Origin of the sequence: Shewanella sp. SM20 (assembly GCF_025654545.1) — a bacterium.
Lineage (GTDB): Bacteria > Pseudomonadota > Gammaproteobacteria > Enterobacterales > Shewanellaceae > Shewanella > Shewanella oncorhynchi.
On the sequence record NZ_JAKKRK010000064.1, the window covers coordinates 1 to 23434 of the forward strand.

Here is a 23434-nt window from a genome sequence, read left to right on the forward strand (position 1 = left end):
GTGTGCCACCCTGGCGTTCTAGTTTTAACTGTCTCACCCATTTATCCATAGTGGACTTACCTACGTTCATCGCCTTTGCAGCTTCGATGATGCTATGGTTTTTATCGAGGACTAATTGGGCTGCTTCAAGTTTGAATTCAGCACTAAATGTTTTTCTGGTTGTCGATCTCATGTGTTCACCTAAAGTCATCTACGAGGTAATAATATCACCTCTATTTAGGTGGCCAAAATTAGTGTGCCACTACAAAGGTGCGGTAATCGATTTTTTCGACAAAGCCTAAATCGGCACGAAAATCGGGATCAACGGCGTTGTATTCACTGTAAGCAAACCAATTTCGTTCTTCGTGCTTAAAGGTTAACTGATATAAATTGCCGCCAAAGCGGCTATCAGATTGGCTACGTAATACTTGTTCGTTGAGTTGGCAGTGACCGAGTTCGCAATCAAGCTGAGATTGGCCACAGGGCAACCCATTACTAGGGGCCTTTTCAGTGTCAGTACAAAATTGACGATAGACTCCAGTGGGGTACTGAGTATCCGATTGGGCCACTTGCGCAGTGAAACTGTCCTGTGGTGTTGGTTGATATTTCGCATCCAGACTAATGACATAGTTGTGGTAATCGGGTTGGCTGTTGATCCCATTATGGGGGGCATTTGCTGCACCATTGTGAGTGTTGTCACTGCTTGTTTTCGCGGTAAGTAATCCGCCGATGGAGAAGGTTTTGCTCATGTCGAAACGATAACGTCCCGCAAGGTTCAAACTTTCTTGATCAAGCGAGGCAACCTCTGAGCTTAAATTTCCCGGCACTAAAAACGTGGTTTGGCTATCGTTACTTGCTAGCAGAGCTAAAGTGTGATCATCGCTCTTACTTGTCAGTTTGATACCATAGTCAGGTGCAACAATATTGCGGGTGTGCAGCAGATTTACCTGTGTGTCGAAATAGTCTTTATTATCCAAAAAAAACGGCCGTTTCTCATCATAGAACAAGGAGAAAGTGCTGTTCACATCGAGCTGGCCAGCATCGGATTCCACTTGGGAAAAATCGGGATTAATGGTGGCATTGAGTAAGGTGCTGGAATTAATGCCCCAGCGCAAGTCTACACCTGGCTCGAGATTGTTATCAGCTTCCCAGCCATCCGCCTGTTTATGTTCGTTACGGTTGGCGATAAAAGTCGGGGTGATTTGTACATCCTGTCCTTGTTCTGCCCCCGCCAAGCCAGAAGCCACACCTAACTGACAAAGTTGACAACTCGTATTACGGTCAATCTTATGGGTCGATAGGCGATGTTTTTCATTGCGTGGATAATAACGAATTAACTCAAAGCCCCATTCTTGCAGGCTTTTCTTGTCGTCAAAGTTAAACAGTCTCAGTGGTAACTCGACTTCGACCTGATAGCCATCGGCGGTGATCTTGCCTGCGGATTTCCAAATACCATCCCATGCTTCGCTTTCTTCACCCGTTAATTCGTTTTCAATTGAGTCTAATTGCACGCCAAGGGGATTAATAAAAAATTGGTATGCTAAACGGGCATTATTAAAAGTATCGAGTTTAATTCCGACTAAATCATCACTCCACAGCTTGTCTCTGTCCTTAAGTGTTGCTCGAATGAGTTTGGGATTAATGTCTTTGGCAATAAATGCCACAAAAAGACTGGTTTTAGTCGCATAGACTCGCGCCTCGGTTTTCACTAATGCGGCAATATTTTCCCCTGGTTGGGTTTCATATTTGAGCTCTGTGACTGCGGCTTGTTGCCAAATGGCATCGTCCAACTCACCGTCAATATTGGCAGCACTGTTAAGTGTTGGAATGGCTAACTGAAATTGGCTGGCATAGCCAGCAAGGCAAGTTACAGGTAGAAAAGTAAGACTAGATAAGATGATGGCTAAGATTGATTTCAACAAAAAAGACTCAAATAACACATTCGTGGCGCGCATTTTGCCAGAAAACGTGAAGTTAACAATAGCGAGTAATTGTTACAAGGTTTGCGTTGATTTTAACGAGGCGAAACATGATTGGATTATTGGGGCTAAAAAAATTGGGGAGCAGTGCTGAGCCATGACTCAGCACTGCTGCTGTTACTACTCGGGTGCGATGGCATGGTTGCGATACGCTTCACGATACTTATCGACCCACATGGCCGTTGCGCCACAAATCGCCACTGGCATGACGATAAAGTTGACTATGGGGATCATCGAAAATAGCGTCACAGTGGCGCCAAAGCTAAAACTAGTGCCACGGGTTTGATTCAAGGCAAAGCGCATATCTTTAAAACTGACCTTGTGGTTATCGAAGGGATAATCGCAGTACTGAATCGCCATCATCCAAGCGCTGAACAGAAACCATAAAATCGGCGCCAGCGTCTGGCCTACCATAGGCACTAAAAACAATAACAAAAATACCAGTGCGCGGGGCAGATAGTATTTGAGTTTGATCCACTCACGCCCAAGGATACGCGGTAAGTCTTTGATTAAATCAATACCAGAACCGGTATTCAGCTGCTTACCAGTTAATAGCTGCTCGACTTTTTCAGCCAACAGACCATTAAAGGGGGCAGCGAGCCAGTTCATGACGGAGCTAAATACAAAAGCAAGCATCACCAGCATAGTGGTGACGGCGAGTGGCCAAAGCAAAAAGTTTAACCAGCTTAAGTACTCAGGGAGCTGGGCATTCATCCAAGTGAATAGCGTATCTAGCTGGCCTATGGCTACATAAATGACGCCAGCAAACAGCAGAAGGTTAATCATTAACGGAATAAATACAAAAGTGCGCAGGCCTTTACGTGTGATTAAACCAAAGCCATCGAGAAAATAATTAACGCCACTTTTGGCTGGGAAGGGCAAGGTTTTTTTCGGTGTCATATCGTTTTTCCAAAAAGTTAAGCGACAGCTATATGCGATTGTGATCAACTCATGGACAGATGACAAGCTAAAAGCCGCATGAATTCAATAAAAAGCGTTACAAAATGCTGCCTGCTTTGTTAAAGTTGGCCGATAAATGCATTTACACCGCTTGGCTTATTTTCGGGCCAGACTTCAGAGACGCGCTAACTGGCACCATGAGATTAAAACAGATAAAACTTGCCGGCTTTAAGTCGTTTGTCGATCCCACAAAAATTCCTTTTTTACAGGCATTAACCGCCATTATTGGCCCAAATGGCTGCGGCAAATCGAACGTGATCGATGCCGTGCGATGGGTGCTCGGTGAAAGCTCGGCGAAGCACCTACGCGGTGATTCTATGGCTGATGTGATATTTAACGGTTCAAGCGCGCGAAAACCTGTGTCTGTGGCGGGGGTTGAACTTATTTTTGAAAACAAAGAGGGTCGCCTCGCTGGTCAGTATGCCAGTTATGAAGAAATCGCCGTTAAGCGTCAAGTGAGCCGCGACGGTGAGTCTTGGTATTTTCTCAATGGTCAAAAGTGTCGTCGTAAAGACATTACCGACTTGTTTATGGGCACAGGTCTTGGCCCGCGCAGTTATGCCATTATCGAGCAAGGCACTATTTCCCGCCTGATTGAATCTAAACCCCAAGACTTGCGCACCTTTATTGAGGAAGCCGCCGGGATTTCCCGCTATAAAGAGCGTCGGCGCGAAACTGAAAACCGTATTCGCCATACCCGCGAAAACCTCGAGCGTTTGGGCGATATTCGCAGTGAACTCGGTAAGCAGTTAGATAAACTCGCGCAGCAGGCTAAAGCCGCTAAACAATATCGTGAGCTTAAACAGGCCGAGCGTAAGACCCATGCTGAACTCCTTGTGATGCGCTATCAAGAGTTGCAAGCTCAGATGGCGAGTCTATCTGAGCAGATAAGTGCTATTGAAGTACAGCAAGCGGCGGCGCAGTCACTCGCGCAAACAGATGAATTACAAACCACTGAACTGCAAGTGCAACTCGCGCAATTGGCGGAGCAAGAGCAGCGAGCCGTTGAAGCCTATTATCTGACCGGTACTGAAATCGCTAAGTTAGAGCAACAGCTACAGAATCAAAAGCAGCGCGACGCCCAGCTCGAAACCCAGTTGGCGCAAGTCAAAGAGCAGATCCAACAAAATACCGACAAGCTTAACGGCTATAAAGCGAGTCTTAGCGCGTTAGAGCTTGAGCTTGCCAAACTTGGGCCACAGCATGATGAGCAACAAGAGATCATGGATGAGCTGCAATCCCAATGGGAAATGAGTATTGAACGCAGTCAGCAGCAGGCCGAAGTGGCGCGCCAACAGGCAGCGGATGTTTCTCAGCATAAGTTGCAGCTTGAACTGCGTCGCAGCCAGTTAGCGCATCAGCAGCAATTACTGCAACACAAACAGCAGCAAAGTCGTGAGCAGCAGGCGCAACTTTCGGCGTTAATGGACGGTGATCTCGCATCGAGTATTACACCATTGCAGCAAGATATTGAGTCTTTGGATGATGCGCTCACACTGCAAAATGAAATTAATCATCAGCAAGAACAAAGTGTAAGTGCAAGTACGCAAGCCTTAGATGAAGCCCGCCATAGCGCTGAGCAAATTCAGCAGCAATTAACCGCGACTAAAGCGCGCCATGAGCTGGTTGAACAGTGGTTGACTAAGCAAGAACAGCAGAGTGATAAACCGCAGTTATGGCAGAGTTTAACCGTTGAAAATGGTTGGGAAACTGCGGCCGAACTCGCCCTAAATGGCTTGTTGACCTTGCCCGTTGGCGTCACTGAAACTGAAATGGGGTTTCAAGCATTAGCGTCACAATCAAGCCAAAGTGAATTTTTACAGGCTAAGGTGAATCTCGCCCCTTGGTTAGCGGGGCTGAAGTGGGCAAAGGATATCCATGCAGCTAAAGAACTGCTGCCACAGCTAACATCCGATGAACGGATTGTCACTGCCGACGGTTATCTACTGGGGCAAGGTTTTTTAATCACTAAAACAGAGGGCGCCCAGTCACTGGTGCAACTCAGTAAAGAGCAAGCTCAGTTAGCGCAAAATATCCTCGATTTGCAACAATCCCTGCAGATTCGGCAAGACAAGATGACAGATCTTGCGGCTATTTTGCAGCAACAAAGACTGCAACTGACCGATGGCGCGCAAAAATTACATCAATTGCAGTTAGACAAAGCGACTAAGTCGATGCAGCTTAGTGGTTTAATCGAGCAAGTGAAGGCGCGTGTCGAACAGCAAAGTAAACTCGATGCGGCTTTAAGTGCGAGTTTGATTGATATTGAACGCTTAAGCGAGCAATGCGAATTATTAGCAGAACAAGAAATGGAGCTCGATGAGACGCTGCAGGCTAGTGAAGATATTCAGCGGCAACTCATCCAAGACACACAGGCCGATAGTGCGCGCCATCAAGCATTAAAAGGGCGTATTACTGAGGTTGAACGTCAATTATCAGCCACTGCGACGGGTTTGCAAGCCGTGACTATGCGCATGGCCGTGAGCACGGAGCAAATTGAATTACAGCAAGTGCGTGTCAATGAACTCATCCACTCCCGCGAGTCTGTGTTAACAGAACTTGCCAAAGTTGCCCAATTGAGTGGGGTGCAAAATAGTGTGCAACTGACTGAGCAGTTAACGCAGTTACTAAAGCAACAACATGAGCAACAACAGGGCTTAAAAGAGGTTCGTCAGCAGCAAAGTGTGCTCACAGACACATTAAACCGTATAGGAATAAAGCAAAAACAAGAGCTTGGTAAGCTTGAGGACTTGACTCAAAGCCTGAGCACGTTAAAGTTACGTCGTGAAGGAATAAAAGGCCAAGCGAATAGTCAGCTGGAAGCCTTACAGGAACAGCAAATCATTCTGTCTGAAATCCTTGGAAACTTGCCCGCAGAGGGGATGCCAGACAAGTGGCAGAGTGATTTAGATCAAATACGGCAGAAAATTGTTCGTTTAGGTGCCATTAACCTTGCGGCGATCGAAGAATTTGAACAGCAAAGTGAGCGAAAATCTTATCTTGATCATCAAGATGACGATTTAAATAAAGGGCTTGCAACCTTAGAGGAAGCGATCCGTAAAATAGATAAGGAAACCCGAAGCCGCTTTAAGACGACATTTGATTCAGTCAACGAAGATCTCGGACGCTTATTTCCGAAAGTGTTTGGTGGCGGCCGAGCTTATTTAGCGTTAACTGACGACGATTTGCTAGAAACGGGCGTGACTATCATGGCCCAACCACCGGGGAAGAAGAACAGCACAATCCATCTTCTTTCGGGTGGTGAAAAAGCCTTAACCGCTTTATCATTGGTATTCGCCATTTTTAGGCTGAATCCTGCTCCCTTCTGTATGTTAGATGAAGTGGATGCGCCATTAGACGATGCCAACGTAGAACGTTTCTGTCGATTGCTAAAAGAAATGTCACAGAGCGTACAGTTTATTTATATCAGCCATAACAAAATAACCATGGAAATGGCGGATCAACTTATTGGCGTGACTATGCACGAGCCAGGTGTGTCTCGTATAGTTGCGGTAGACATAGAGCAAGCGGTGGCGATGGCTGACGCTGGATAACTAGAAGAAAGACAGGGTAACCAATGGAAGATTTGCAACTAGTATTGTTCGTTTTAGGCGCCATAGCCATAGTTGCTGTGCTGGTGCATGGATTTTGGTCTATCAGAAGACAACAGCCTAAATCATTGAAAGATAGCCCAATGAGCAACTTTTATAAGAAACAGGCTGAGAAAGGTGAGACGAGTCCGAAGCGGATCGATTCAGAAGGGTTTGATGCCGATGGTATTGGCGCCGTACGCGTGCGCAAAGCCGGTGAACTTGCACCTAACAACGAAACTCCTGCGGCCAACCCTTATTTGAAGCAGGAAGTAAAGCTAGAACCTAAGCCTGAATTTAAACCACAAGAGTTTAAATCAACAGAATTTAAACCAGAGTTGAAAGTTGGCCCTAAACACGAGCCAGTGACAGCTCAGCCTGATTTTAGCTTGCAGCCACCCGTGGCAAAAGAGCAACACCGTGGCCCGAAAGTCTCGCGTCAAGAGCCCGTCTTGAACACTCAAGCGAGCACGCAAACTCCGCCAATGGGTCAATCCCATGCGGCTATCGTCGCGCAAAAAGCGGCTGAGCAGGAACATGCGTTACGTAGTGCAGCTCCGCAGCAAACGGCCTTGTTTGACGAAAATGAATATAAAGAAGATAGCTATCAAGAAGAGGTTGCCGAACAAGCCGCTGAAGATGAGTTAGGTGAACCACGCGACGTACTGGTATTACACGTGGTCGCTAAAGAGGGCCTACAGCTTAACGGCGCCGAATTGCTGCCTTGTTTCTTAACCTTGAATTTTAAATATGGCGATATGAATATTTTCCATCGCCATGTGGATAATGCTGGCAATGGTAAAGTATTGTTCTCGATAGCGAATATGCTAAAGCCTGGTGTGTTTGATCCGGATAATATGGAGCAGTTCAGTACCCAAGGTGTGGTGTTTTTCATGACTTTGCCTTGTTACGGTGACGCCCTAATGAACTTTTCAATTATGCTTAACTCGGCGCGCCAACTTGCGGATGATATCGATGCGGTCGTGCTTGACGGACAACGCCAACCTTGGGGTGAGTTCACTAAGCAAGATTATTTACACCGCATTCGCGCTAACGCTTAAGCCGACACCGCAACTTGGCGGTTAATAGATTGATGAGGCCGCTATTGCGGCCTCATTTTTTGTGATCTAAAGAATTCTGGATAAAGAATATGCAAGACATTCAAATCGATACACTTCTGTCTAAAGACGTCACCCCAGAAAACGCATCGCAGGTGATGCAGGCGCTCAGCCAATCGCTGAACGAGCACAACATTCGTTACTATGTGGACGATGCTCCGAGCATTACCGATTCTGAGTACGACAGGTTGATGCAGCGTTTACTCAAGTTAGAAGCCTTGTATCCCCATTTGATTGTCGCTGATTCACCGACTCAAAGGGTGGGCGGATTAGCGCTCGCCAAATTTGATCAAATCACGCACCTTAAGCCTATGTTGAGTTTAGATAACGCCTTCGATGAGGCGGATTTCAGTGCTTTCCATAAGCGTGTCACCGATAAAGTGGGTGAGGTGAGCTTTTGTTGTGAGCCTAAACTCGATGGCCTTGCCGTGAGTATCTTGTATCGGCATGGTGTGCTCGAGCGTGCGGCGACGCGCGGCGATGGTTCAGTGGGTGAAGACATCACTGAAAATGTTAAAACCATTAAATCGATCCCGCTTAAATTACGTGGTCATGATTTTCCCGAGCTCGTTGAAGTGCGCGGCGAGGCTTTTATGCCAAAAGCCGCTTTTGAAGCTTTGAATGACAGGGCGCGCGCCAAAGATGAAAAACTCTTCGTGAATCCGCGTAACGCAGCAGCCGGTAGCTTGCGACAACTTGACAGTAAAATTACTGCTGCCCGTTCATTGGCTTTTTATGCCTATGCGCTCGGTGTGGTGGAGCCGGATTCCCATCCGTTAGCTAAAACCCATTTCGAACAGTTGCAACAGCTTAAATCGTGGGGTTTACCCGTAAGTAGCGAAATTAAAGTCTGCGCTGAACTAAGCCAAGTCTATGACTACTACAAAGATATTCTCAGCCGTCGCGGTGATTTAGCCTTTGAAATCGATGGCGTAGTGATGAAAGTTAACGACATTGCCCAGCAGCAACGTTTAGGCTTTGTGGCTAAATCACCCCGCTGGGCGATTGCTTATAAGTTCCCCGCACAGGAAGAAATGACCCAACTTGAAGGCGTTGATTTTCAAGTGGGCCGCACAGGTGCTGTCACGCCAGTGGCACGCTTAAAGCCAGTGTTTGTTGGTGGCGTCACTGTATCAAATGCGACGCTGCACAATGCCGATGAAATTGCCCGCTTAGGCATTAAGGTCGGTGACACTGTGATCATCCGCCGCGCTGGCGATGTGATCCCACAAATTGTTGCCATAGTGCCCGAAAGACGCCCTGAAACGGCGACAGACATTGTATTTCCGCATAATTGCCCTGTGTGTGGCAGTTTAGTCGAGCGCCTAGAAGGTGAGGCTGTGGCTCGCTGTAGCGGTGGTTTATTCTGCGAAGCGCAGCGTAAAGAAGCGATTAAGCATTTTGCATCCCGCAAGGCTTTAGATATCGATGGTATGGGCGACAAAGTCGTTGAGCAATTGATTGATAAAGAGTTAGTTCAAAGTCCTGCGGATCTGTTTAAGCTCACCGCTTCCATGATGACTATGCTTGACCGCATGGGGATGAAGTCGGCAACCAATTTAGCTGCCGCGATTGAAGCAGCCAAAACCACCACTCTCGCGCGTTTCTTATATGGCTTAGGTATTCGCGAAGTGGGCGAGGCGACGGCAGCAAACCTGGCGGCGCACTTTGCCAGTCTAGATGCGCTGCGGGAGGCAACTGTGGAGCAGTTAACTGAAGTAGAAGATGTTGGTGCTGTCGTTGCCCAGCATGTGGCCCATTTTTTTGCCCAGCCCCATAACCTTGAAGTTATTGATGCTTTAGTTGCTGCTGGTGTTCATTGGCCCGCCATTCAAGCACCTAGTGCAGATGCTCAGCCGCTTAAAGGCCAAACTTGGGTATTGACTGGCACCTTAAATCAGCTCAATCGCAATGATGCTAAAGCTCAGTTGCAGGCGCTGGGGGCGAAAGTGGCAGGCAGTGTCTCCAAAAATACCGATTGTTTAGTGGCAGGTGAGGCGGCAGGTTCAAAACTGGCTAAAGCGCAGGAGCTTGGTGTTAAAGTGATGGATGAAGACGAGCTGTTAGCACTTCTCGCCGCGAACGCTTGATTGGCGTCAGTTGAGAGAGGGCGTTGGCTTGATGTTGATTCAATGCTGGCTGTAGCGGCTGCAGCCTTGTATCGAGGAGTGAATACCGCCGAATAGCCGATATTAAATAGTGCCTGGCCCAAGGCGCTATTTTTTTGTCTGAAAATAATCAAGGTGCGGAAAGATTATCTGCTTTGGCTATTGAATTAACTGCGATTGGCACCATCTCCTTGATATGCTGTTTTAGATTTTGCTGATTGGAAACCTATTTGAATTTTAGTCACATCACTTGGCTCGATGATAAAGGCCACATTAAACCGCCCATCTTTTTATATGCGCTTTTGGCTTATCTCGCGCGTGGTTGGTGTATTTTTATCGCCTCGCTGACTCAGATGGGTGATCGTTCTGAGTTAGTGCGGATTTTTTACCCTGAAAAGTCAGATTTTTTGCTAGCACTCGGTGCGGGACTTGGCGCGGTTTTGATTTATCTTGTGGTGATAGCTGAACGTCGACGTTCGCCCCAATGGTTAAGACCGATTTTTGTGCATTTAAAATGGGGGTTGTGGTTGCTGTTGATTATTGATGGCGTTTTGTTGGGTCAGCGATTGTTCCATGGCCAATTTCTGTTTCATTGGAGTCTTGCTTTAGATGCTTTAATGTTGTTTTGGTCGAGTATTTATCTTATTAAATCGAAGCGACTCAGTTATTACCTCCGTGATTGGCCAAAAGAAGAAGCTAAAGAACTTCAGCCTTAGTTTTTATCGTATTGTTATATAATAACTTTATTTAGATCTGAGCGGTGGGGCACATGACGATGTGTTCTATCCCTCAGTTTGATAAGGATTTTTACCTTATTTCGCCATTGAATTCTTTGAATCATCTATAGTTATATGTACTTAGCTTAAATGTGCCCTGTTGGATACGCAGATGAGGCCATCTGTTTATACCCACATTACATTTGAAAGGAGTCATATTGCGTGGCAAAAGTACCTCAAAAAAAGTTGTTACTGTCAGAAATTCAACTTGGCATGAGAGTCAAGTTGCCTTTGTCATGGACGAACCACCCTTTTTTATTTAACCGTGTTGATATTAGCAGTGCCGCTCAAATCGAAATGATCCGTGGCTTAGGTGTTCCCTATGTTTTTTTGTTATCTGAATTGAATCGCGGATCGGAGACAGTTAGGGAAGATAAGGATGTTGAATATGAAATTGAAGTTCCACCTGAGCGAGATCTTAAGGCCGATACCCGTAAGGCGATACGTTTAAGCCAAAAACGTTTCCTTGAGAACGTAAATAACTGCAGAAATGTATTTGGCAAGATAGCCAGTGATCCCGAAGGTGCCTATCGATTGTCGGCGTCATTGGTAGAAGACTTGCTCAGCCATCTACAGGAAGTTGAAAAACCTTTCCTCACTTTGGTTGGAATGGATGATAACGATGTCAGTGTGACCCAGCACGGCGTCTCCGTGGCAGTATTAGCAATGATGATGGGCCATGCACTGGATTTAAGTCCAAGGGAACTGCGTGATATTGCTCTTGGTAGTTTGTTACATGATATTGGTAAACTTAAGGTACCTGATGTTATTCGCCGTAAGCGTGGAGCCTTAACGCCTCATGAGTCAAATTATCTGCAAATGCACCCTAATTTCGCCTATGACATGCTCAATCGTTCCGGATTATTCCCAAAAGAAGTACTCCACATTGTGCTACACCACCATGAGTTTATTGACGGTTCAGGTTTCCCTGATGGGTTAACTGACCATAAAATTCCTATCATTACGCAGATCGTAAGTTTGGCAAATGACTACGATCAACAGCTCAGTGGTCAACAAATATCCTCCCCTCAAGTCGCTTTAGGTTATTTGTTTAAGAATCGGGCCACTAAACATGCCGAATCTTTAATCGCTATTTTGGTTAAAATTCTCGGTATTTATCCACCAGGAACCATAGTGAAACTCTCCGATGGCTGTATCGCAAAAGTCATGATGACGACTAAAGATGTGAGTCAACCCCAAGTGTGGGCCTGCAAAGAGGATGGCAGTGAACCATCGCTGCGTTTTTTAAGTAATGAAGGCGTGACAGTACAAAAAGCCATCAAGGCGGAAGAGTTGTCCGAGGGGGCTATTCGTACATTACAAGTCGATAAAGGGATTAGTTTTTATTTTAGTTCGCTACAAACTTGAATCTTATACGCTAAGTTCCGTATTCTATCCGCTGATGTGATTCCCTTAGGGCTAATATGGCGAATGTAAAAGCAGAAAACAGCGCAGTAAAATCCAGTGTTGCTTTGGTCGGTTGTGGTTGGTTTGGTTTTGCTTTGGCAAAGCAACTTGTCCATGAGGGCTATCGAGTCACTGGCTGTAAGCGGAGTGCCGAAGAATTATCGGTATTAACTGAAGTCGGGATTGAAGCCTATCCGCTGCAATTGGGCCACGAAGCATCCTCTGCCCCCGATGCTCAGGCGTTAAGCGGTTTATTTCAGACCGATTATTTAGTGGTCAATATTCCTCCCCGATTAAAGCGTGGTAATGCAGCTTATCTTGAAGAATTACAACAACTCATCGTATTAACTCAAGGCTGGCAATATCAGCGGCTTGTGTTTATCAGCACTACGGGCGTATATCCGACCCAAGATAAATTGATGACAGAAGCCGATGCGATGGCAGAATCAAGTGATAGCCAAGTGCTGTTAGATGCTGAAGCTTTATTTCAAGCATTGCCCCATACCTGTATCGTTCGTTTTGCTGGACTCGTTGGTCCTAAACGTCATCCTGGGCGTTTTCTTGCTGGAAAAACCGATGTGAGTGGGGCGAATGTCGCAGTAAATTTAGTCCATCTTAGCGACTGTGTGCGCGCCGTTAGCGCCATTCTCGCGGCAACTCATTCTGGATTATCAGTGGCACCGATTTATAATCTTTGCGCACCTTCACATCCGACTAAAGCTGAGTTTTATCAAACTGCTGCCGAATCTCTAGGTTTAGTCGCGCCAGAATTTAATCAACAATCTATGCCGAGTAAAGTCATCCAAGCTGACGCGATTGTCACAGATTTAGGCTTTCGATATCAGTATGTTTCGCCGCTGGATATGCTAGCGGCATGTTGAGAAAGGTTCATTACTGTAAAAGGTAAAAGTCGAACTTTTAGGTTATCTTTGGGTTCCAAATTTGCTTGAGCAAATGTGTAATCCTTATTTAAGCAAATGACGAATAAAAAGAGACAATATAATGAGCGTATTTAATCGAGTTCGACCTATAGCAGTATTTGCGTGCGGATTAATGCTGAGTGCCAGTTTTGCCCTGCAGGCTGCAAGTTTCGAAGAAGGCAAGGATTATGTCACTGTGGCGGGCATTACCGAAACGCAAAAGCCAGTGCTGCGGGAGTTTTTTTCTTATAACTGTACACATTGTTATAAGCAAGAACCGCTCATTGAGTCGACAGTAAAGCTGCTTGGTAAAGATGTGGCCTTTGAGCGTACCCCCGTTGGTGCAGGTCGTCCTGCTTGGGAATTGAGCCAGTTTGCCTATTATATGGCGCAAAAATTAAAGATGACTAAGCAAACCCATGGTGCCATTTTTAAGCAAATTCATGAGAAAGGTGAGCAATTTACCACCCTTGAGCAAGTAAAAGCCTTTTTCCTTGCCCAAGGCGCTAAGGCAGATGATGTCGATGCCGCGATGAATTCCGTCGATGCTAAATTCACCCTAATGAATTATGACTCTCAAGCTGAGCTTGCTGGGATCAAGGGGGTACCGTCATTACTGGTTAATGGCCGTTATATGCTGACCTCAACCGCACATACCGCAGAAGAATTGGCGGCGTTAGTGAAGTTTTTAGCTGCGAAGTAACGGCATTTTATAGACGGACGGCATGTGATTTATCATGCGATGAAAGTAGCTTTTTGCGAGTAACCTTTAGTCACGTTTCCTCAAAGTAGATTGAGTAACCCAGCATAGGCTGGGTTATTTTTTGTTGTTAACCTGCAAGGTGGCTATGAGTCAAACCCTAACATTTTGACGAAATGACATGATGAAATAAAACGGTAAGCAATTGGGCTGACCTAGGTTTGATGAGAGATTTAACGTCTCTAATTAATTGAGGAACTCATGATTAAAATTCTCAATAATCTAGGCTAAAAATCTCAATTATCTGATTTTTAGCCAGTCTAGAGCCGTATTAAAGGTCATTTAAATTTCTAATTTCCCTAGTTCAGACAATAAGTTATTTCTATTTATTGGATGAAAATCCTCTTTCTCCATTCACATCCCACTCATTCATGTTCGACATTGGTCTAACCTGTTAAAAAAGTTAAAACCGCATCAAAATGTAATATCATTGTTAACTCTTTGAATTTCTTTCTATTCGCTATTTACAGACAGTGTTTTGAATCACGGGTTAGACGAAAGTCGTGATTGTGCTCACACCAGCTGTTGCTAGATTAAACATGACTTAAAATTAAAACAGCACAGGGGAGTCACTATGGGTTTTGAAAACAACGACAAGGCAAAGGGTTATTGGCGCGAGAATATTCGTCTCGTACTGAGCTTATTAGCCATTTGGGCGGCAGTTTCTTTTGGATGCGGCATTTTATTGGTTGATGTACTCAATGAAGTCCATTTCATGGGATTCAAATTAGGTTTCTGGTTTGCACAACAGGGATCTATGTATGTATTCGTTGCGCTTATCTTTGTCTACGCGGCAAAAGCCAACGCCTTAGATAAAAAATATAACGTACAAGAAGACTAAGGAGCTTTGAGATGGATGTTCAAACACTCACATATATTATCGTAGGGCTCTCATTTGCGCTCTACATTGGGATTGCAATCTGGACCCGTGCGGGTTCAACCAAAGAGTTCTATGTTGCTGGTGGCGGTGTTCACCCCGTGGTGAACGGTATGGCAACGGCGGCAGATTGGATGTCAGCGGCGTCATTTATTTCGTTAGCGGGTATTGTGTCTTTCGTCGGTTACGATGGTAGCGTGTACTTGATGGGCTGGACGGGCGGTTACGTATTGCTTGCCCTTTGTATGGCACCGTATTTACGTAAATTTGGTAAGTTTACTGTGCCAGATTTCGTCGGTGAGCGTTATTACTCACAGGCGGCACGTACAGTCGCGGTTATCTGTGCTATCTTTATTTGCTTTACGTATATTGCAGGGCAAATGCGTGGCGTGGGTGTTGTGTTCTCGCGTTTCCTTGAAGTGGATGTGGATACTGGCGTATATATCGGTATGGCGGTCGTGTTCTTCTACGCGGTACTCGGTGGTATGAAAGGGATTACCTACACTCAGGTTGCCCAATACTGCGTACTGATTTTCGCCTTTATGGTTCCGGCTATTTTCCTTTCAGTGATGATGACAGGCCACTTAGTTCCGCAAATTGGTTTTGGTGCTGAGTTACTGGATGCCGCTGGCAATAATAGCGGTGTGTATTTGTTAGAAAAACTCAATAACGTTTCGGTTGAGCTCGGCTTTGCACCTTACACCGACGGTTCTAAGAGCATGATAGATGTGTTCTGTATTACGGGTGCCTTGATGGTGGGGACTGCGGGTTTACCCCATGTTATCGTGCGTTTCTTCACTGTACCTAAGGTGAAAGATGCACGTATCACTGCAGGATGGTCGCTTGTTTTTATTGCGATTATGTACACCACAGTGCCTGCATTAGCAGCGTTCTCCCGCGTGAACATGATTGAAACTATTAACGGTCCCGATTCTAAAGGTGTGGCTTATGAGTCTGCACCAGATTGGATTAAGAACTGGGAAAAAACCGGTTTGATTAAGTGGGATGACAAAAATGGCGACGGTAAAATTTACTATTCGTCAGGTAAGATTGAAGATCCCGCTAGCAAAAATGAAATGAAGATTGATAACGACATCATTGTACTCGCTACGCCAGAAATCGCTAATTTACCAGCTTGGGTTATCGCCCTCGTGGCGGCGGGTGGTTTAGCAGCTGCGTTATCAACATCTGCAGGCTTGCTATTGGTGATTTCAACGTCGGTTTCACACGACCTATTGAAAAAGAATTTAATGCCTAACCTTTCCGATAAAAAAGAGCTGCTATATGCTCGCTTGGCGGCAGGTATTGGCATTGTGATTGCGGGTTACTTTGGGGTGAACCCTCCTGGTTTCGTGGCGGCAGTGGTGGCATTCGCCTTCGGATTAGCGGCTTCCTCACTGTTCCCTGCCATTGTTATGGGTATTTTCTCTAAGACAATGAATAAAGAAGGTGCGATTGCCGGTATGTTAACGGGTCTACTGTTTACTGCTGGTTATATCATCTACTTCAAGTTTGTTGATCCAACGGCTAACATAGCTGCTAACTGGTTCCTGGGTATTTCACCAGAAGGTATTGGTATGGTAGGCATGTTAGTGAACTTCGGTGTAGCAGCGATAGTGAGTCGAGTCACTGCGGCAACACCACTGCATGTTCAGGAGATGGTTGAATCGATTCGTTTCCCTAAAGGTTCGGGTGAAGCAAGCGGCCACTAACCTTACAGCGTAATGGTGAGTATCAACACAAGAGAGCGCTTCGGCGCTCTTTTTTATGGCTCTTTGGCCAGCCTTTATCACTCTGTGGGGCGTCACTTTATTATGCTTGCGGCTGACTTTAGTCGAATGTAGCGTAGCGACAATGCAGGCTATAGTGATGACATCTCAGTAAAAATTCGCCTAAAAAAGGTGTTGCCTATGAATGCCAGTGAGTTACAACCCGTAGTGCAATTTCTACAGGGACTTTTGCCCTTTGATGCTCTGCCTGAGGATGTAGTCGTGCGCTGCGCTAAGGCTGTTACTGTTGGGTATTACAGCAAAGCCTCTGGTTATGTTAATTTCGACGCGAATTCGCCTAAGTTGTATATGGTGCGTAGCGGCGCCTTTGAGGTGCGCGATCCTGACGGCGTGTTGGTGGATAGAGTGGGCGAGGGTGAGTTTTTTGGCTTTTCTACTTTGTTATCAGGGGAAAAAGTCGTTAATAAAGTCGCGATTCTTGAAGACGGTCTAGTTTATCATCTGCCCCAAGCCTTGTTTGATAGCCTTAGGAGTGAGAGTCGTCACTTCGATAAGTTTTTTACCCGCGCCTTCGCAAAGCGTTTACGCCATGAGGCCCGCTTTAAGGCAAAGGATCTGACGACCACAAGTCGGATCAGCACGTTAATGTCTTCCACTCCCATCGTTATTGATGCCCAAGCTAGCGTGACTCAGGCGGCACTCTTGATGCGAAATCGCCGAGTATCGTCCTTATTGGTGACGGATAATCATAAATTGGTTGGCATCTTAACCGATAAGGATTTGCGTAATCGCGTGTTAGCTGCAGGGCTTGATGGCAACGTTGCTGTGCATCAAGCCATGACGGTTTCACCTATCTCGATTTCCTCCAATGCATTGATTTTTGAAGCCATGCTGCTGATGAGTGAGCATAACATTCATCACTTACCGATTATCGATCAAGATAAAGCTATCGGTATGGTGACCAGTACTGACATCTTGCGCGGGCAGGGCTCACAACCGCTACTGTTGATTGGTGAGATTGAACGGCAGCAGGATCTTGCCAGTTTAATTGACGTCAGTAAGCAAATTCCCCTATTGCTGCAAAATCTTATTAGTGCCGATGCCAGAGCTGAAGAAATTGGTCGAGTGTTAACCTCTGTCACCGATGCGCTGACGCGGCGATTAATTGTGCTCAATCAACAATTGCTTGGTGAACCGCCAATGGCCTTTTGCTGGTTGGCATTTGGCTCGCAGGGACGACAAGATCAGGCTGCGTGTTCAGATCAAGATAATGGCTTGTTAGTCGCAGAAGAGATGGATGATTTTGCTAAAGGTTATTTTGATGCCTTAACCCATGCCGTGTGCGCAGGGCTTGATCAATGCGGTTATGAATTTTGTCCCGGCAATATTATGGCGCAAAATCCCCAATGGCGGATGTCACTCAAACAGTGGCAACAGGTATTTGAAAAATGGGTCATAACGCCTGAGCCTAAGGCGTTAATGCACGCCAGTATTTTCTTCGATATGCGATCGGTTTACGGTCCACAAACCCTGTTTGATGCCTTACAGGATAAAGTCTTGGCTCAAACCCGCGATAACGATATTTTCCTCGCGGGTATGACTGGCAATTCGCTGGTGGAGTCGCCGCCGCTTGGATTTTTCCGCAAATTTGTACTCGAGCGGGATGGTAGCGAAGTTAAAGGCATAGATTTGAAGCATAAGGGTAATGCTTTGATCAACGATATTGCCCGTGTTTATGCCTTGTCTGCGGGCATTAAAGAAGTGAATACTGCAAAACGTATTCGTGCCTTGATGGATGCGAATATTCTCAATCGACAAGATGCGCTCAATTTGGCTGATGCCCACGAGTTTATCGCCCATATGCGGTTATCGAACCAAGGTTATCAACATAATCAAGGGGTAGAGGTGAGTAATTATTTGCTGCCTGGGCATTTATCTTCGCTGGTTCGTCATCAGTTACGTGACGCTTTTAAAGTCGTGCATGAGGCGCAGGCGGGGATGAAGATGAAATTTATGCGAAGCTTTTGATATGAATACATTGTTGCTGAAAACTCAGCTCAATTGGCGGGCGCTGCGTTGCCAACATCATTTATTTAAAGGCTATTATCAGTCGCTGTTGCCTCTGCTGACAATGCCGTTATCCGAAGCGCCGTTAATGGCGATGGATTTGGAGATGACAGGGCTCAATCCACAGCAAGACCAAATTCTCAGTATTGGATTGGTGCCGATTGAGCGCGGTGAGATCCCGTTGGCACGCGCCGAGCAAAAGTTAGTGCAAATTCGCGGTAGTGTAGGCCAAAGTGCGACGATCCACGGCATTCTTGATAATCATTTGGTACAAGCCGTCACCATTGAGGAAGCCATGGGCTGGTTTATCAATCAAACCTATGGACGCGTGCTGGTGGCACATCATGCCCGTTTAGATTGTCGTTTTTTACAGCAGGATTTATTGACGATTTATCATCAAGCCCTTGTTTTACCTGCAATCGATACTTTAATAGTTGAAAAGCACCGTTTACTACGGGAGCACTCAGTGATTAAAGAGGGGAGTTTGCGCCTTGGCGCTTGTCGCGAGCGTTATGGTTTACCTATTTATGCGGCCCATAGCGCGCTGACCGATGCCTTAGCTTGTGGGGAATTATTACTCGCGCAAATGGCCGCCATGGGCGGTGCAGCAAAGCTTACTGTGGCTGATTTACTGCAAAAATCGACTTAGTCAGTGTTAACAGAAATCACTCTTTGTGGTGAGTGAATCCATTTGAGATGGATTGATTTCACTTTGATTTCATCTTAGGTTAATCACTGACAAGCTAAACTCAGTTGACATTTAATCCTCTGTTCGAATTCAACCTGCCGTTAACTTGGCAATCCAACCAACTTGTACTTCACTCTACTAAGTTGAGTGTGTAGGAGAATATGATGCCGTTACCTTTACTTTGGGTGGGTGGTGCCGTAATCGGTGCGGTTTTGCTGGCCGATGAGCGCCAGCAGCGTCAACAGCTTGAGCGTGACAGATTACTCGGTAAGGCCCCTAAGTACCCCGTTGCCAAGCGCGCTATGGTGGCACCGCCGAGTCAATGGCAAAAGGGATTAAAACCAGTATCGCCAATTCCTGGCAGTATCGTCTGTTGTTATGTTTTTGGCGTGATTGAGCATACTGGCATTTGGCTTGGTGATGATTGCCTCGTAGAGTTACATGGCTCAGGGCTGGTACGGGCTGTATCGGTAAAGCGTTTTTTAGCGGGACGGACCGGTAGCCAAATCTATATTGCCTGTAATCACCAACATCAGCCTCTTATTGCCGACTCTGTGTTGCCCCGCGCTGAACAGGCGATTTATCAGTATCGGGAATATGATTTATTCGACAACAATTGCCATCGATTTGTTTGGTCTTGTATTAGTGGCAGCGAAGGCGTGATTAAAGGCTTTAATGAGTTAAATCAAAAACTCGCCGAACATTTTAATCAAGCTATCTATTGGGATGAGATGATCATTAGCAAGCTGAATGAATAAGTTCTGTAGTCATATACTAAAAAAGCCATCGCTTAAGATGGCTTTTATGTTTTAGTGAAACACTATGTAATCGTTTTGCAGAAACCGTTTACGGCTTACAAAAATAATCTACAGCGCGTTTGACTAACTCTATGCCTGTTTTATCACAAGGCGGTAACTCGGCATCACTGATATTGATAGGTGTGACACGACTTCCCCATTGCAGCAAGAGTGCGGCAGAGGTTAAGCCTGCGCCAAAGGCACAAGAGAGTATGGTTTGATTCGGCTTGATAATGCCTTGTTCTAACGCATCACAAATCGCAATTGGAATCGTCGCCGCCGAGGTATTGCCATAATTAGCGATGTTCACGAAGGCTTTTTCTTTCGGGATTTTCATTCGGCTAACTAAGGTATCAATAATACGTTCGTTGGCTTGATGCGGGATCACGAGATCCACTTCATCCTTATCAACACCACATTTTTCAAGCACTTTAGTGCTCAATTTATTCATTCCGTTAATCGCACGCTTGAAGATTTCTTGGCCATCGAATTCAATGAAAAAGTCCAATGAGTCGGCTGAGAATCTGTCCATCGCCGTGCCAAAGCCCGCTTTCAGAATATCACGACCTTCAGGATCGTTATTCAGTTCATAACCGAGCACGCCACCGGCAACATCTGTCGCTTCAACCACAACGGCACCCGCACCATCACCAAATAGCACTGCAGTTTCGCGGCGCGACCAATCTAAATAGAAAGATAAACGTTCAGCACCAATGACTAATACTTTCTTGCTCTGGCCACTCTTGATTTGTGAGCTGGCTAAACCTAATCCATATAAGAAGCCACTGCAGGCAGCATTGATATCGAATGCGGCACAACTGGCGCCAATATTAGCTTGTACAGTGGATGCAATATTTGGGATCAAAGTGTCTGGGCTGGCACTGGCCAGAATGATCATGTCGATTTCACTGCCATCAATACCCGCTGCTGCGAGCGCACGTTGTGCTGCAACTGAAGCAAGTTCAGAGGTATTTACATGACTGATATGGCGCTGGCTGATCCCTGTGCGAGATTTGATCCATTCGTCGGATGTCTCGATAAAGGTAGCAAGATCATCGTTGGTCAGCGTGGCTGGTGGAACACATTTGCCCCAACCTGTGATAGTGGCGTACTGCATGGTGGTTTCTCTCAAATAAAAAAGGCAGAACCTGAGCGCTGCCTTGAATCGACAACAAAGCTTATCGGCAACTCTAATGGCCGTCCGTGATCTAGACCACCTGTTTGGCGACGAGATCTCGAATTGTCATTGCGGCATGCAGAATATGATGACGCAGTAGCGCCGTCGCTTTTTCTGTTTCTCTCAGTTTGCAGTGGTTGAGCAAAGCCCTGTGCTCATGCTCTGCGGCAGGAATTCCCCCCGCGAGCAATAACTGCAAACGAATGTATCTATCACAATTAGTATTGAGGCCGTGAACAACCTCAAGGGTGTGTGGGCGATTAGCCGCCTGATATAAGCAAGTGTGAAATTGCGTATTCAACTCGCTCCAACTGGCGACGGCATCTTCATGTTTGAAGGCCGACTCCAATTGCTCGAGTACACGTTCTGCTTTTTCTAAATCAGCCTCTTGAAGTCGTGGGATCGCTTTCGCAAGCAGATCGGTTTCGATCATTGCACGTAATTCAAAAAGTTCGGTGACTTGTTCGACGGATAACACGGTCGCGGTCGCACCTTTATGGGGCTCAAACTTAACGAGTCCTTCGGCTTCGAGTTGCAATAATGCTTCTCTCACCGGAATACGGCTGACATTTAACGCTTCAGCCAAGGCACTTTGTCTGAGGGGTTCTCCTGCGGCTATGTCACCTGAAAGAATTCTCTCTCTGAGCACTTCCACAACTAACTGGGTGCGGGTTTTGTGGACGATAGGCGTAGTTCGACTCATTATTTCCGTCTATTTCGGGTATTTTCTCGTTATTTGCCCAAGATTACCGTTAAAAACACCACAAATAAAGGGAAATGCTTGATTGAGTGCAGCATCTAAGAGACTAACAATGTCCAAACGACGGGGTTTTTTGTGGTTTTCTCTTACGATTTGAAGCGCATTACTTGCGAGTGGCTTCGATGGTAACAGTGGCAATTATTTGTAAAAACGCTGTTCAGCTTCTTCGATTGAGTATTTTGATTAAAAAGTGCAATTACACATTTCACTGCTGGATTTTTTGTACGCTGATTTGGTGGGACAATTACTATCTCGCATAGACACAAGCTGTACATAGAGATTTGCCTGTACAGCCACGAAATATCACTAACGTGCAATTTAGCGCTAAAAGCATAACTTCGCGGTGCAATTTCTGATAATGAATGGAATAATAGCGCGATAGCGCCTTAGGCGATTTGGGAGTATTACAGTGAGTCGAGCAGTATTTTTAGACCGTGATGGTGTGATTAACAAAGACCATGGTTATGTCCACCTAGTGGATGACTTCGAATATATTGACGGTGTGTTTGAATCTTGCCTCTCTTTAAAAGAAATGGGCTACAAGTTAGTTGTCGTCACTAACCAATCTGGTATTGCCCGTGGCATGTACACTGAAGACCAATTCCACAGCTTAACGGAGTGGATGGATTGGAACTTTGCCGACAAAGGGGTAGAGCTCGATGGGATTTACTATTGCCCACACCATGCCGAGAAAGGCATAGGGGAATATAAGGTCGATTGTGATTGCCGCAAACCTAAGCCGGGTATGCTTAATGATGCGGCGCAATTCTTAAAAATCGACTTAGCGAACTCAGTCATGGTTGGCGACAAAGCCGAAGATATGCAGGCTGCGAAAGCGGCGGGCGTGACTACTCGTATATTAGTGCGCAGTGGTAAGGTTATTGCTGATGACAGTGATGCCACTGTGGTACTCGACAGTATTGCCGATGTGCCGTCTTACTTAAAAAGCGTGGGTTAGTTGGAGTTCTACTACTTATAATCAGTTCATCATGGGCTGATTCGTCAACCAAGGTTGCGATATAAGCTGTGCCAGCTGTCGCTCTTGTTCGATAGAAATCAGAAGTAAAGCTATTTCGCATGAGATAAAGAGCTAACCAATAGGTTGGCTCTTGTCATTTCTAGCGCTGGATTAATCTCATCTTTGCCCTTAATTCAGCATAGATTCGATAATATTGGCGTTAAAACACACTTTTAGTTTAAAAAGTGTGCGCTTGAATCGTTTTTCGTAATTATTCGCGCCAAAGGGGTTGCGGTAAAATCTGACATCCCTATAATGCGCATCCACTGACCCAGCGGGGTCAAGGGTTAAACGCTGAATAAGCCGCTAACTATGCTCTTTAACAATTTATCAAGCAAATCTGTGTGGACACTCACAGGTGTTGAGTTAATCGAAACTGCTTAACCTGCGGGTTGGCAGTCAAAAATTTAAATCAATGTAACAATGAGTGTTCATAGTAATATGTACAGTTTGTTTCAGCCCTTCTTTTATAAAGAGTGCGAGAAACAAAAAATCAGAATTCATTGAGCCGCTGAAGTCGCAAGACGGAAGCAACAAAACTTTAATTGAAGAGTTTGATCATGGCTCAGATTGAACGCTGGCGGCAGGCCTAACACATGCAAGTCGAGCGGCAGCGCAAGGGAGTTTACTCCTGAGGCGGCGAGCGGCGGACGGGTGAGTAATGCCTAGGGATCTGCCCAGTCGAGGGGGATAACAGTTGGAAACGACTGCTAATACCGCATA

General features: G+C 45.8%; 18 protein-coding genes and 1 rRNA gene. 14 read left to right on the top strand and 5 right to left on the bottom strand.

What is annotated here, in order from left to right:
- The 3 genes from L5M18_RS20240 to cysZ all read right to left on the bottom strand — a co-directional run.
- A partial coding sequence (locus L5M18_RS20240; RefSeq protein ID WP_263148087.1) for a transposase occupies positions 1 to 172 on the bottom strand: 172 nt, incomplete at its 3' end.
- Between the two features lie 58 nt (positions 173 to 230).
- Positions 231 to 1901: a DUF5916 domain-containing protein gene (locus L5M18_RS20245; protein WP_411569279.1), complete on the bottom strand. Its 1671-nt coding sequence runs from the start codon at positions 1899 to 1901 to the stop codon at positions 231 to 233.
- Between the two features lie 177 nt (positions 1902 to 2078).
- On the bottom strand, positions 2079 to 2858 hold the full coding sequence (cysZ, locus tag L5M18_RS20250; protein WP_263198393.1) for a sulfate transporter CysZ: 780 nt from the start codon (positions 2856 to 2858) through the stop codon (positions 2079 to 2081).
- A 197-nt stretch (positions 2859 to 3055) separates the two neighbouring features.
- On the opposite strand from cysZ, the gene L5M18_RS20255 reads away from it, so the two are divergent.
- From L5M18_RS20255 to L5M18_RS20310, 12 genes are all read left to right on the top strand, one after another.
- Entirely contained in the window at positions 3056 to 6472 is a 3417-nt protein-coding gene (locus L5M18_RS20255; RefSeq protein ID WP_263198394.1) for a chromosome segregation protein SMC, read from the top strand.
- A 23-nt stretch (positions 6473 to 6495) separates the two neighbouring features.
- Positions 6496 to 7569: a cell division protein ZipA gene (gene zipA / locus L5M18_RS20260; protein ID WP_263198395.1), complete on the top strand. Its 1074-nt coding sequence runs from the start codon at positions 6496 to 6498 to the stop codon at positions 7567 to 7569.
- A gap of 89 nt (positions 7570 to 7658) precedes the next feature.
- Positions 7659 to 9716 (top strand): NAD-dependent DNA ligase LigA, encoded by a 2058-nt coding sequence (gene ligA / locus L5M18_RS20265; RefSeq protein WP_263198397.1) that lies wholly within the window; start codon positions 7659 to 7661, stop codon positions 9714 to 9716.
- A 248-nt stretch (positions 9717 to 9964) separates the two neighbouring features.
- Positions 9965 to 10450 carry a DUF2919 domain-containing protein gene (locus L5M18_RS20270; RefSeq protein ID WP_263183549.1) on the top strand — a complete coding sequence of 162 codons (486 nt, stop codon included), beginning with the start codon at positions 9965 to 9967 and terminating at the stop codon, positions 10448 to 10450.
- A 222-nt stretch (positions 10451 to 10672) separates the two neighbouring features.
- Positions 10673 to 11878: an HD-GYP domain-containing protein gene (locus L5M18_RS20275; protein ID WP_263183551.1), complete on the top strand. Its 1206-nt coding sequence runs from the start codon at positions 10673 to 10675 to the stop codon at positions 11876 to 11878.
- A 56-nt stretch (positions 11879 to 11934) separates the two neighbouring features.
- A complete protein-coding gene (locus L5M18_RS20280; RefSeq protein ID WP_263184821.1) occupies positions 11935 to 12798 on the top strand; it encodes an NAD(P)-binding domain-containing protein in 864 nt (287 codons plus the stop codon).
- Between the two features lie 121 nt (positions 12799 to 12919).
- The gene (locus tag L5M18_RS20285) at positions 12920 to 13540 is read left to right on the top strand and encodes a thiol:disulfide interchange protein DsbA/DsbL (protein ID WP_105252156.1); all 621 of its coding nucleotides are present in this window, start codon (positions 12920 to 12922) and stop codon (positions 13538 to 13540) included.
- A 631-nt stretch (positions 13541 to 14171) separates the two neighbouring features.
- Positions 14172 to 14438: a DUF4212 domain-containing protein gene (locus tag L5M18_RS20290; protein WP_006082142.1), complete on the top strand. Its 267-nt coding sequence runs from the start codon at positions 14172 to 14174 to the stop codon at positions 14436 to 14438.
- An 11-nt stretch (positions 14439 to 14449) separates the two neighbouring features.
- Complete coding sequence (locus L5M18_RS20295) at positions 14450 to 16186, top strand: sodium:solute symporter family protein (protein WP_131523557.1); 1737 nt, start codon at positions 14450 to 14452, stop codon at positions 16184 to 16186.
- A 198-nt stretch (positions 16187 to 16384) separates the two neighbouring features.
- Positions 16385 to 18232 (top strand): DUF294 nucleotidyltransferase-like domain-containing protein, encoded by a 1848-nt coding sequence (locus L5M18_RS20300; RefSeq protein WP_263198398.1) that lies wholly within the window; start codon positions 16385 to 16387, stop codon positions 18230 to 18232.
- Position 18233: 1 nt separating this feature from the next.
- Positions 18234 to 18920 carry an exonuclease domain-containing protein gene (locus tag L5M18_RS20305; protein ID WP_263198399.1) on the top strand — a complete coding sequence of 229 codons (687 nt, stop codon included), beginning with the start codon at positions 18234 to 18236 and terminating at the stop codon, positions 18918 to 18920.
- Positions 18921 to 19123: 203 nt separating this feature from the next.
- Positions 19124 to 19717, top strand: a complete 594-nt coding sequence (locus L5M18_RS20310) for a lecithin retinol acyltransferase family protein (RefSeq protein WP_263138966.1) — start codon at positions 19124 to 19126, stop codon at positions 19715 to 19717.
- An 88-nt stretch (positions 19718 to 19805) separates the two neighbouring features.
- Here L5M18_RS20310 and L5M18_RS20315 read toward each other — a convergent pair whose 3' ends face one another.
- Both L5M18_RS20315 and L5M18_RS20320 read right to left on the bottom strand, forming a co-directional pair.
- Positions 19806 to 20873, bottom strand: a complete 1068-nt coding sequence (locus tag L5M18_RS20315; RefSeq protein ID WP_263178570.1) for a ketoacyl-ACP synthase III — start codon at positions 20871 to 20873, stop codon at positions 19806 to 19808.
- 91 nt (positions 20874 to 20964) lie between these two features.
- Positions 20965 to 21636 (bottom strand): GntR family transcriptional regulator, encoded by a 672-nt coding sequence (locus L5M18_RS20320; protein ID WP_028760950.1) that lies wholly within the window; start codon positions 21634 to 21636, stop codon positions 20965 to 20967.
- 466 nt (positions 21637 to 22102) lie between these two features.
- On the opposite strand from L5M18_RS20320, the gene gmhB reads away from it, so the two are divergent.
- Entirely contained in the window at positions 22103 to 22651 is a 549-nt protein-coding gene (gene gmhB / locus L5M18_RS20325) for a D-glycero-beta-D-manno-heptose 1,7-bisphosphate 7-phosphatase (protein WP_263198400.1), read from the top strand.
- A gap of 602 nt (positions 22652 to 23253) precedes the next feature.
- A 16S ribosomal RNA gene (locus L5M18_RS20330) occupies positions 23254 to 23434 on the top strand; the annotation flags it as partial.

Bases quoted from the DNA above. Each gene is read 5' to 3' on its own strand.
- L5M18_RS20315 (WP_263178570.1), bottom strand. From the start codon at position 20,873: ATGCAGTACGCCACTATCACAGGTTGGGGCAAATGTGTTCCACCAGCC.
- L5M18_RS20290 (WP_006082142.1), top strand. From the start codon at position 14,172: ATGGGTTTTGAAAACAACGACAAGGCAAAGGGTTATTGGCGCGAGAAT.
- zipA (WP_263198395.1), top strand. From the start codon at position 6,496: ATGGAAGATTTGCAACTAGTATTGTTCGTTTTAGGCGCCATAGCCATA.
- L5M18_RS20300 (WP_263198398.1), top strand. From the start codon at position 16,385: ATGAATGCCAGTGAGTTACAACCCGTAGTGCAATTTCTACAGGGACTT.
- L5M18_RS20255 (WP_263198394.1), top strand. From the start codon at position 3,056: ATGAGATTAAAACAGATAAAACTTGCCGGCTTTAAGTCGTTTGTCGAT.
- L5M18_RS20305 (WP_263198399.1), top strand. From the start codon at position 18,234: ATGAATACATTGTTGCTGAAAACTCAGCTCAATTGGCGGGCGCTGCGT.
- L5M18_RS20285 (WP_105252156.1), top strand. From the start codon at position 12,920: ATGAGCGTATTTAATCGAGTTCGACCTATAGCAGTATTTGCGTGCGGA.
- L5M18_RS20310 (WP_263138966.1), top strand. From the start codon at position 19,124: ATGCCGTTACCTTTACTTTGGGTGGGTGGTGCCGTAATCGGTGCGGTT.
- cysZ (WP_263198393.1), bottom strand. From the start codon at position 2,858: ATGACACCGAAAAAAACCTTGCCCTTCCCAGCCAAAAGTGGCGTTAAT.
- L5M18_RS20320 (WP_028760950.1), bottom strand. From the start codon at position 21,636: ATGAGTCGAACTACGCCTATCGTCCACAAAACCCGCACCCAGTTAGTT.
- ligA (WP_263198397.1), top strand. From the start codon at position 7,659: ATGCAAGACATTCAAATCGATACACTTCTGTCTAAAGACGTCACCCCA.
- L5M18_RS20295 (WP_131523557.1), top strand. From the start codon at position 14,450: ATGGATGTTCAAACACTCACATATATTATCGTAGGGCTCTCATTTGCG.
- L5M18_RS20280 (WP_263184821.1), top strand. From the start codon at position 11,935: ATGGCGAATGTAAAAGCAGAAAACAGCGCAGTAAAATCCAGTGTTGCT.